At 26.3% G+C, this 11,283-nt stretch carries 12 protein-coding genes; 3 read left to right on the forward strand and 9 right to left on the reverse strand.

The genetic code is table 11. The annotated features are described in order from the left end of the window. The 6 genes from ACRDDE_RS11765 to ACRDDE_RS11790 form a co-directional block, all read right to left on the reverse strand. The coding region (locus ACRDDE_RS11765; protein WP_438627524.1) for a MarR family winged helix-turn-helix transcriptional regulator at nucleotides 1–272 on the reverse strand (272 nt) is incomplete at its 3' end. Between the two features lie 343 nt (nucleotides 273–615). Next, the gene (locus ACRDDE_RS11770; RefSeq protein ID WP_438627526.1) at nucleotides 616–1,269 is read right to left on the reverse strand and encodes an NAD(P)H-dependent oxidoreductase; all 654 of its coding nucleotides are present in this window, start codon (nucleotides 1,267–1,269) and stop codon (nucleotides 616–618) included. A 77-nt stretch (nucleotides 1,270–1,346) separates the two neighbouring features. After that, nucleotides 1,347–2,096: an MBL fold metallo-hydrolase gene (locus tag ACRDDE_RS11775; protein ID WP_438627528.1), complete on the reverse strand. Its 750-nt coding sequence runs from the start codon at nucleotides 2,094–2,096 to the stop codon at nucleotides 1,347–1,349. 136 nt (nucleotides 2,097–2,232) lie between these two features. Continuing rightward, nucleotides 2,233–3,381 (reverse strand): toxic anion resistance protein, encoded by a 1,149-nt coding sequence (locus ACRDDE_RS11780; RefSeq protein WP_438627530.1) that lies wholly within the window; start codon nucleotides 3,379–3,381, stop codon nucleotides 2,233–2,235. Between the two features lie 27 nt (nucleotides 3,382–3,408). Next, complete coding sequence (locus ACRDDE_RS11785) at nucleotides 3,409–4,557, reverse strand: 5-bromo-4-chloroindolyl phosphate hydrolysis family protein (protein WP_438627532.1); 1,149 nt, start codon at nucleotides 4,555–4,557, stop codon at nucleotides 3,409–3,411. Between the two features lie 291 nt (nucleotides 4,558–4,848). Continuing rightward, nucleotides 4,849–5,619 (reverse strand): class I SAM-dependent methyltransferase, encoded by a 771-nt coding sequence (locus tag ACRDDE_RS11790; RefSeq protein ID WP_438627534.1) that lies wholly within the window; start codon nucleotides 5,617–5,619, stop codon nucleotides 4,849–4,851. Nucleotides 5,620–5,915: 296 nt separating this feature from the next. Here ACRDDE_RS11790 and ACRDDE_RS11795 point away from each other — a divergent pair, with 296 nt between their 5' ends. Then, entirely contained in the window at nucleotides 5,916–6,116 is a 201-nt protein-coding gene (locus ACRDDE_RS11795) for a DUF6485 family protein (protein WP_142729566.1), read from the forward strand. A gap of 111 nt (nucleotides 6,117–6,227) precedes the next feature. Here the strand turns inward: ACRDDE_RS11795 and rlmH are convergent, their stop codons facing one another. The 3 genes from rlmH to ACRDDE_RS11810 form a co-directional block, all read right to left on the reverse strand. Continuing rightward, a complete protein-coding gene (gene rlmH / locus ACRDDE_RS11800) occupies nucleotides 6,228–6,707 on the reverse strand; it encodes a 23S rRNA (pseudouridine(1915)-N(3))-methyltransferase RlmH (protein WP_021428104.1) in 480 nt (159 codons plus the stop codon). 15 nt (nucleotides 6,708–6,722) lie between these two features. Then, nucleotides 6,723–7,517 (reverse strand): MBL fold metallo-hydrolase, encoded by a 795-nt coding sequence (locus ACRDDE_RS11805; RefSeq protein ID WP_035118258.1) that lies wholly within the window; start codon nucleotides 7,515–7,517, stop codon nucleotides 6,723–6,725. Between the two features lie 86 nt (nucleotides 7,518–7,603). Beyond that, nucleotides 7,604–9,067: a M1 family metallopeptidase gene (locus ACRDDE_RS11810; protein WP_438627537.1), complete on the reverse strand. Its 1,464-nt coding sequence runs from the start codon at nucleotides 9,065–9,067 to the stop codon at nucleotides 7,604–7,606. Between the two features lie 97 nt (nucleotides 9,068–9,164). On the opposite strand from ACRDDE_RS11810, the gene ACRDDE_RS11815 reads away from it, so the two are divergent. Together ACRDDE_RS11815 and ACRDDE_RS11820 are read left to right on the forward strand one after the other, a co-directional pair. Next, complete coding sequence (locus tag ACRDDE_RS11815; protein ID WP_438627539.1) at nucleotides 9,165–10,223, forward strand: DnaD domain protein; 1,059 nt, start codon at nucleotides 9,165–9,167, stop codon at nucleotides 10,221–10,223. A gap of 25 nt (nucleotides 10,224–10,248) precedes the next feature. Next, entirely contained in the window at nucleotides 10,249–11,244 is a 996-nt protein-coding gene (locus ACRDDE_RS11820) for an ATP-binding protein (RefSeq protein ID WP_438627541.1), read from the forward strand. Nucleotides 11,245–11,283 lie beyond the last annotated feature (39 nt).

Consider the following 11,283-nt stretch of genomic DNA (forward strand, 5'->3'; position numbering starts at 1 on the left):
CTATCATCATTTTCATCTTTAACTTTTTCTAAATATCCGTTACTTTCCAATTTATTTAAAATAGGAGTCAATGTACCAGTCTTCATTTTTAACTTAGAACTTATTTCTTTAAAAGGTAATTTTTTATGTTCCCACAGAACCATCATAGTTAGATACTGCGGATATGTTAAATCTATCTCTTTTAATAAAGGTCCATATATTCTAACTATACTCTTAGATACTGAGTATATTTTAAAACAAAGTTGATTTTCTAATTTTAAATTTTCGTGCATGGTACATCCTCCTAAAAAACTATACTATTTTTTATTTTTATAACTTCATCACTCTCTTTTCTTTTAGTGAAGTTATACTTTGTGAACTGTAAATTGATAAATATACAGTCTTATTTCATAAATTACGATACTCTATATATTTTGCCTCAACTGGCACTCCTGTATCCAATAGTATAACTTCTTTTCCAGTATGTATCAAATAATTTTATAATACTGATTCATAATATTTTTATAAATTTTCAGTACATTATTTTCAACTTTTGTTATTAAATTTATATACAAACAAGTAAGCTAGATGAAGTATTTATTAATCCATCTAGCTTTATTATATTTATAAAATATATTATTTTACCCAATCAACTACTTGACCCATTGATTGTCTTAGTTTTTCTTCTGGATTATTAACTCTATATCCAAATGCAGCACATAATACAATATTGAACTTGTCAGTATCTAATAACCCTCTATCCACTAGTATCTTTTCTACTTTATTGTGATCTATACCACCAATAGCACAAGAGTCTATTCCTTGCATAGCTGCTACACTCATCATATTAGCTAATGCAATATGAACTTGTTCTGAAGAATAATTTTCTAAATCTTTATCATCTTTAAATCTAACATCCTCTATAGACTTCATTATACCTTTATACTTATTAGCAATGTCTTCTGGTAAATGTTTAATATCTTTTAATAAATAATCTATATAGTTTGAATCAAATCTTAATTCTTTCGCAGTTCTACCTAAATATACTACTAAGTGGCTACATGTTGGCATTTGTGTTTTTCCACCCCAACAAACTTCTCCTAATTCACTTTTTAATTCTTGATTTTCTATAACTAAGAATTTCCAAGGTTCGATTCCCATAGAACTTGGTGAAAGTCTCCCTGATTCAAGTATTACTTCAAATTCATCTTGATTTATTTTTTTATTGGGATCAAATTCTTTACATGCGTGTCTAAAATTTAAAACATCTAGTATCTCTTTTTTATTCATTTTAATGCCTCCTATTTTCTACCTTATATAGTTTTCTATCCTCTATATGATTCTTGACTGTCTCTCTATATACCTCTCTAAAGTTCCATAACTTTATTTTCTTTTAATGATATTAGAGCTTCAGGTGTATGAGTTGATAAATATACAGTCTTATTTTCTTTTACAAATTCTCTAACATTGTTTAAAGTCTGTTTTGCTAAATCTTTATCTTCAAATACTACTGATAATGCATTTTGTCTAAGTGCTTCATCTGTATAAGTTACATCTCCATGGAACATATAATGTAATCCTTCAAACTCTGCTACCACTATAGAATTTCCTTTTGTATGTCCATACGCAGGTAACATAAATATGCTATCAGAAATTTTTAGACTTTCTTTAAAGTTTTTATACTCTCCATCTTTAAAGTTAACTCTTACTATATTATTACCCTTTAAGTCCATTGCTTCAGCTTCTATTTCTGATATATATATTTTAGAATGTTCAAATAATCTAAGTTCTCCTGTATGGTCTTGATGTTTATGTGTAACTATAACTTTATCTATATCTTTTGGTTCATATCCTGCTTTTTTTAATGCATCTACAAAATTATTAATTTTTTCACCAGTGTATATCATTTGTTCAGGTTTTGGTTCTACATCTTTTGTCTCAACTGGTACTCCTGTATCTACTAATATAACTTCTTTTCCAGTATCTATTAAGTAATTTTGTAAACTTGATTCGTAATTTTTATTTGGATCTATTTTTTCTTTTTCAACTGATCCTCCAAATGCAAGTGCTTCTTTCATAAATCCATTTTTATAAAATTCTAATGCTATTATTTTCATTTTTAAATTTCTCCATTCTTTTTTATCGCATGCGATTAATCTTATACGATTATTATATTCGCATTTTTTTAATATGTCAATTATAATTTTTTATAAAAAAATAAAACCGCATCACTTACTTGTGATACGGCTTATATTAATATTTAAATTCTATAAGTTTATTTTTTAATTGATTTTCAATACTTATTAATTCTGCTTCTGCTTCTCTACGTTTTTGACGTCCTTCTGTTTGTATATTAAGTATTTCATCAAGAGTTGAAATTAACGACTCATTTGTAGCTCTAAGCGTTTCAATATCAACAATTCCTCTTTCAGATTCTTTTGCAGTCTCTATAGTTGAAGTTTTTAAAATTTCTGCGTTTTTGCGTAAAAGTTCATTTGTCATATCTGTTACTTCTCTTTGGACTCTTGCAGCATTAGCAGCATGAGCAACCCCAAGCGCTAAAACCATTTGATTTTTCCAAAGTGGAATCGTATTTATAATTGTAGATTGTATTTTTTCAGACATTAATGAATCATTATTTTGAATTAAACGAATTTGAGGAGCCATTTGTAAAGAAATCATTTTAGTTAATTCTAAATCATGAATTTTCTTTTCAAATCTATTACAAAGAGCAACAAAATCATTTAATTCCTGAGCATCCTGAGGATTACCACTAGTTCTTGCTTTTTCCTGTAATTTAGGAAGTTCTTCTTTTTCTAGTTTTTGAAGCTTCTTTTTACCCGCTAATATATACATATAAAGCTCTTTAAAATATGCTTTATTTATTTCATACATCTTGTCTAACATAGCAATATCTTTTAAAAGCTGTATTTGATGAGCTTCAAGAATATTACACATTTTCCCTATATTGTTATCTACACTCTCATATTTTATTTTCATGTAGGAAATCTTATCTTTCCCTTTTTTAAAGAAACCTAAAATTCCTTTTTTCTCTTCAGATTCTTCAAATGTCTTTAATTCATGAACTACACTAGATAGTATTTCCCCTATTTCACCCAAATCTTTCGCTTTTACATTATTTAATGCTGACTGTGAAAAGTCAGAGATTTTCTTTTGAGCTCCTGCTCCATATTGTAAAATAGAATTTGAGTTATTTATCTGTATTTTATCTACAAATTGATCAACCATTTTTTGTTCTTCTTCTGTAAGTTGCATTTCATTAACTATTTTCTCTTCTATTTTTTCTTCTTTTACTTTTAAATCAATCACTTCCTCTTGAAATGGTTGAAAAGTTAATTCTGGCTTTATATCAATAGATTCTTCTTTAAATTCATCACTCATTCTTAATGCCTCCCTTTTATTTAAAGCTTACTTTTTAAAATCATCTTCTACCAATCCCTCTTGTTTAAATAATGTTTTAAGAACAGAAATATCTGTAGAAACATCTAAAACAACATCTTCAAATAAATCATCTAATAAATTTTCAAAAGCACTATTAATAAGATCAATACTTTTTTCAATTTCATTTTTAGCATTTTCTATATTCTCGCCTTGAACTACTTGATTATTTATATCTTTGTATGAATTAATTAATTTTATAGTAATAGGAAGATAATGATTTATAAATTTATTAACTTCTTGTATCTTGTTAGGATTCTTTTCAACCTGACTAAGTATTTGGTTTGCAATATTTCCTAGCTTATCTAATTTAACAGCTATTTCTTCTTTACAAAGATCATTTCTTATATTTTTTATTTGCTCAATATAACTTCTTCCTATTTTAATTGTAGATTCTATTTCTTCTTTCTCTGAATCATATATTTCTTCATTTAATTTTTCATTATTACTTTCTTTAGCTATTTGTTGATTTTTTAAATTTAAATAGTCATTATAAACTTCATCATTTAGCATAAAGTAAGTTTTTTCCTCATCTATATGTCCTTCTAAAAACATCCCTTTATCAATCATTTTACTTAATTCTTTAACAACAAAACTATCTTTTTCTTTTGTGAATTTTGCTAAATCATTAATTAAAAAATAACTATTGTTATTAATAAATCTTACATATGTCTTAAAACGCTTTACTCTTTTTCTTAATGTTATTCCCCTTGATAACAAACCTAAACTTACTGCAAAGAATAAAAATCCAACTCCCAAAATAATATTGCTACCTATGCTGATAATCCCACCACTGAATAGCATTTTAAGTATTAGGGTTGTGAATACTGAAAACCCAAAAACTAAACTTCCACTAACTCCGAATAATATATAAATTATTCCTGATACACTTCCAGCTGGTTTTTTACTAATGTATGTTGATATATCATTTTTAGGTTTTTTATTTAAATTCATGTACTTTTCACTATATCCATTAAACTTTGATTTAAATTGATTTAAGGTATCCTCAGTTTTATCTGTAATATCCTTTTTTAAATTAGCAAAATCTATTGCTTTAAGTGCATTGCTAACTGTAGACATAATTTGATCTTCTAAATCAGAAAAATCTTTTTTACTCATTATCTTGCCTCCAGGTTATTTTAATTGTAATTAACATAAGTATATATACTATTATGTTAATATTTTAAGTTTATTATATCTTATAATTTATCTAATTGTAACCGCTAAGTTAAAAGGAAAATAATACATATATTGAATATATTCTTACTTTAAAAATAGCCTTAGGCAATTTTTATAAATGCCTAAGGCTAAAATTTCACTTATTTATTATATTGAATTTCATAAAATACGTCATTAATCACTTTATTATTTTAATAAACGTGAGTTATTATTTTATCATTTGTTCTTATCTTATTTTTTCCCGTAAATAACCATAGCATTCCCTAATACCTTTTTATGTAATAATATAGGTGTCAATTTAATTATATTTTCAAGCTTTTCAACTTTAATTTCTGAAATTCCAAGTGAACTAATTCTATTAAAGAACTCATCATTTTTCCCAAATATTTTTTCATCAAGGAATAAATCTAGAAATATAAACTCTCCATCTCTTTTAAGAACCCTTAAAGCTTCTTTCAATACTTTGATTTTGTCAGCCTCGTCTTTTACTTCATGAAAAGTTAAACAACTTACTACTATATCAAATTGATTTTCACTAAATGGTAAGTCAGATGCACTTGCTTGTATAAACTTAATTCTATCTGCTACACCTTCATATTTAGCATTAGTTTCACATATTTGTTTTGAATATTCCCAGTCATTTCCCCAATAATCAATTCCTACAAGAGATGCTTTAGTAAATGATTTAGCTAGCTTAGTTATAAGTGAAGCACTACCCACACCTATATCTAATATTTTTGTATTTTCTTTATAACTAATCTTATTTACAATCAAATAATGTATTTTTGATTGTAAATTCCCACCTCTATCCGAAAATTGATAGTAAGAATATGATATTATAAATAAAATATATAAAAATGGTAAAAGCAAAATACTCGCAATAATACGTAAATATAAATTAATTGAAAAAAATGATATCAATATTAACAATATAGAAATTGCTAAAAAAGTCATTATTTTATTTATTCTTATCCATGTTTTATAAATTGGTTTCTTATTCATAACTAACCTTCCTGAGTATAAATCTAATACTCATAAAAAGGAACCTTACTCATCTAAATTAAGGTTCCTTTTTTATTTTATTTATTTTAAAATCGACATACTCTACTTATAATACGGTTCTCCATACCTTACTATACGGAGCTTGTTTTTCTATTGTCAAATAGAAAGAGAGCATTTTTAACTCTCTCATCAATTTTAACTTAATTTATTGACTAAATTTAACTTCTAAAAAGAAGTTTCTAAAATCACCTATTTTCTATATAATTTAAGTAAACAAAAAAATAGGTGGTAATCATATGTCAAATAATTGTACTTGCACAGACTTAAAATGTCCATTTCATCCTACTAATCACGATAAAGGATGTACTCCATGCATCAATAAGAATTTAAAGCTTCGAGAAATTCCTAGCTGTTTTTTTAATTTAGTAGGGGATACTAAATCACTAGATAGCTTTTATTTTGAGGATTTTGCCAAATTGGTGTTATCTAAAGAATAAGACTAATAAAATAGCTGACGTACTTAACATAGAACGTCAGCTTATTACTTATCAGTATTGTTTTTTTAATAAAGTCATTTGCATTTATCGTACTTTCAAGCCATGTATCCATTATTTGTGATACGGTTCATTATTATTTATTCTATATGCTCTATAAACTTGTTCTAATAATATTAACTTCATCATTTGATGAGGAAATGTCATCTTAGAAAAAGACAACTTATAATCCGCTCTTTTTAAAACATCATCTGCTAGTCCTAATGATCCACCTATTATAAAAGTAATATGGCTATTACCTCTAACAGCTAATTTACTCATAGTGTCAGCTAATTCCTCAGATGATAAATTCTTTCCATCTATAGCTAAAGCTATAACATAACTATTACTCTTTACCTTTGATAAAATCTTTTGACCTTCTTTATTTTTTACAATTTCCATGTCCTTTTCACTTAAGCTTTCTGGACACTTTTCATCATCTAACTCTATCATATCAAGTTTACAATACTTAGATAATCTCTTTTTAAATTCGTCTATTCCTAATTTTAAATACTTCTCTTTAAGCTTTCCAACGCTTATTATAGTTATATTCATAAATGTCTCCTGTTTCTATAGTCTATATATATCCGATGCATCTTCTCTTAAAAGAACATCTAACTTAAGATCTTGTCCAACTATCATGTTGTTTTGTAATAAAATTCCCTTAGTTGTTTCATACGCTAATTCTGGAAAATTATTTTCTTTACTTAAATGTGCAAGTAGTATAGATTCTGTTCCTTGGTTAATTAGTTCCACGCAAAACTCAGCTGCTTCTTCATTTGATAAATGTCCTGTTTCAGACATAACCCTCTTTTTTAAAGCATATGGGTAAGAACCCATCATAAGCATATTTGGATCATAATTAGATTCCAATACTACTAATTTAGATTTATATAAATGTTTCTTTAAATTTTCTGTTATACACCCTATATCTGTTGCAATAGATATTTTTTCTTGTTTATCATTATAAAAATTATATCCCACAGAATCTGCAGAGTCATGAGATGTTGAAAATGGTCTTATTATTAAATCATCTAATGAATAAGTTTTATCATTTTCAAAAACTTTCATATTTTTATCTTTTATATCCCCTATTTTATCCTTCATTGCACACCATGTTTTCACATTAGCAAATATAGGTATATCAAATTTCCTTGATAATATTCCAGCCCCTTTTATATGGTCTGAATGTTCATGTGTTATAAATATTCCCTTTAATTCATTTGCATCTATATCTAAATCTTTTAAATTAGTTGTTATTCTCTTTCCGCTAAGGCCTGCATCAACTAGAACCTTAGTGTTCTTACATCCAATATAATGACAATTTCCACTACTTCCACTTCCTATAGAACTGTATTCTATCATGTGGCACCTCTTTCTTTTACAATCATAAATTATATTATACCAAAAAAATAGAGCCTTAAAAAACTTTTAAAGACTCTACCTAAATTTTACTTACATTTCTTTATTATGTTATCTATATCTACTCCATTTTTTCTCCATAATTCCATAAATTGGGATCCATTTGCATTTTTAAACTTATATGTTTCATAGTACTCTTTTAATACTTTAAAAAATACTTTATCTCCTACTTCTTCTCTTATATTATGGAATACTACTGCACCTTTAGTATATACGTTTAAACTATAATCCATTGAATTTTTATATTTACTTGAAGGCTTAAACATATCTTGACTAGAGTAAGATTTTGATTGTTTTTCCATAGTACTCATTAATCTTGTAGCTGTTTCTTTACCATATTTTTTTTCAAAATAAAGAACTGTAGAATATTCAGTTAAAGCTTCATCTAACCAAGGTTCATTAACCTCATCATTTCCAACTACACTATACCACCATTGATGTGCAGTTTCATGAGCTATTACATATTCTAATAAAAATTTATTTTTAGAATTATATAAGCTTTTATCTATCATAGATAAAGTTGGATACTCCATACCCCCTATGTAAAAGTCACTTGCTATAACAGAATATGTATCATATGGATATTTACCAAACATATCGCTGAATATGTCTATAGAATCTTTTGCTATAGTTGTAGATAAATCAGAGAATTTTTTATCTAAATTATAAGTTAATATTTCTGTATCCTTTGTATAATCTTTTTTAACATTAAATTTATCGCTTAAAACAAAAGCAAAATCTCTTACTTTATTTGCTTCTATATTGTACATGGATTTTTTATCACTTGATTTTGATTCTGTCACCTTTCCAGTAGTTCCAAATTTATATTTAGATGGAGCTAAAAGAGTAACTTTATAATTACTTACATCACTATAAAATGGATCGCCTATACTTTCATAGCTCTTTGTGTTCCATCCTCTATCATCATATACACAAGCTATAGGGAACCAATTTGTAACATTTGTAGTATCATTTCCATATCCAAATCTACCAACAGAATTAGGTATCTTTACATTAAATTTCATATCTATAGATACAGATTCATTTTGCTTTAAAGGTTTGTCCAAGCGTACTTCTAATATATCTTCTTTATTACCATCAATATTAAATTTAACTTTTTCTCCTCCAATTAATATATTTTTAATATCTATGTACCCTTCATTAAATCCATTTGGATATGCTTGTTTCATTTGAGATTTTTCAAATGGAGCAAATTCTTCTTTTGAAAATGCATTTGGGTATATATGAAAGTAAATACTCTTCAATTCATTTTTAGTATTATTAACGTATTGTACATTTTGGTTGCACATCAAACGCTTACTTTCATCATCTAATATTACGTCCATTTTATAAGAACTCATACTCTCTGTTTTTATATTTGAAACAGGCTTATCAGCTTCTTTATTAAAATAAAGTAACCCTCCTAGAAAAATAATACCTATGATCATAAAAGATATAATTTTCCTATTTTTTCTTCTAAAATCAATAATCAATTTTAAATCCCCCTTTGTAGTAAATGAATATTTTTTTTAATTATCTACATCATAATTTGTAATAGATTTTATGTTATAATCAATCTGAGGTGATAAAATGTTCTTTAAAGAAGTCAACGAAATAGATTTAGGACAAACTACTATTGATAACATATTTATAGATATATTTATGCCAATGGCTAATGGATTATACGTACAAGTTTATCTTTTAGGCTATAGATATGCATGTGATGAGACTTCTAACCCTAAGTTCAATAATAATTCTATTGCAAAAAATTTAAATGTACCATTATCTGATGTATTAGCAGCTTGGGATTTTTGGGAAGACAAGAATTTAATAAAAAAACATAAAAATGATGGGCTAGATGATTTTAGTTTTTCAATAGAGTTTTTAGATTTGAAAAAAATATATATTGATAATATACTAAATGCAAACAATTCTATTAAATCTGATGTTAATACTATTGTTAGTATAAATGATAATCCTGAAATTAGAAAAATGTTTAACTCTATAAATCAAACTATAGGTAGACATCTTCAATCTAATGAAAAGATTACAATTATGGATATGATAGATAAATATAACATGAGCACAGATATGATAGTATGCGCTTATGAACATGTTAAAGAACAAACGGGAGTTGCTAAACCTGTTAGTTATGTAGAAGGTATAATTAGAAATTGGTATGATGCTAGTCTTTATACTGTTGATGATGTTAAAAATAGTTTTGCTGAAAGAAGCAAGAGATTCATGATGTATAAAACAGTGTTTAATGAATTAGGATTTTCCAGACAAGCTACAAAAGCTGAAAAAGAAATTATGGATGTATGGTTTGATAAGTATAAATTTGATATAGAACTTATTTTAGAGGCATGTTCGAAGTCTAAAAATATTTCTAATCCTTCTATAGCTTATATTAATGGAATTATTAAGAGTTGGAATGACAAAAACATTAAAACACTAGAAGATTTAAAATCGTCAGAAGAAGAATTTAAGAAACAGTCAGAATCTAAAAAATTTAATTCAAAATCTTCTAATTCTGCTCCTAAGCAAGTTAAAACTAGATTCCATAATATAAATCAGACTTTTACTAAATATAGTCCTGATGAATTAGAAAAAATACTTCAAGAAAGCCAAAAAGGCAAATTTAGATAAATAATTTTAGGTAGGTGATTAATATATGAAAGAATCAACATTGAGAGATATTCTTACTTCTTATGAGCGAAAAAGAGATCAATCTGAACGTGATTTACAAGAAAGAAAAAAGAAAGTTTACTCTAGAATACCTGAAATTAAACAAATAGATGAGGAAATAGGTAAGATAGGATTAAAACTTGCTAAATTAATTCTTTTAAATCCTAAAGATAAAGATTCTATATTAAATGAAACTAAAGCTCAAATGGACGAGTTAAAGAAAAAGAAAGAAATACTCTTATCAGATAATCGTGTACCTAATGGGTATTTAGAAGTTAAACATGATTGTTCTATGTGTAAAGATACCGGATTTTTAGGAAATGGACATAAATGTAATTGCCTTAAGCAAAGAATAATAAATGAGGCTTACCATATGTCTAATTTATCTAGAGTTCTTCATCATCAAAACTTCTCTACTTTTGATGAATCTATATTCTCTACTCAAAGAGAAGATTCTTCTGGAGTATCTCCTCAAGAAAATATATTAGAGATATTATCTATATGTGAAGGTTTTGTTATGAACTTCGATAAAGATAATGATGAAAATATGCTTTTCTATGGAGACACAGGTTTAGGGAAAAGTTTTATGTGTAACTGTGTTGCAAAAGAACTTTTAGATAAGGGTTACTTAGTTATATATCAGACTGCTTTTAAAATGTTTGAAATCATAGAAGAATATAAATTTAAAAATTCAGATGATCATATAACAAAAGATAATTATAATAATATATTTGATTGTGATCTTTTAATAATTGATGATTTAGGAACAGAGCTTACTAACTCTTTTACTAATAGTGAATTATTTAATATTTTAAATACTCGTCTACTATCAGGAAAGAAAACTATAATTTCAACTAACTTATCACCTATGCAATTAGGAGATATCTATGCACAAAGAATTTTCTCTAGAATATTTGATAGATTTAGAATGGTTAAGTTTACAGGTAATGATTTAAGATGGGAACAAAAAATGACTAAGTAGAAAATCTCCGTATTTTCTAACTTAGTCATTTTGTTTATA

Source organism: Paraclostridium sp., from assembly GCF_051656405.1.
Lineage (GTDB): Bacteria > Bacillota > Clostridia > Peptostreptococcales > Peptostreptococcaceae > Paraclostridium.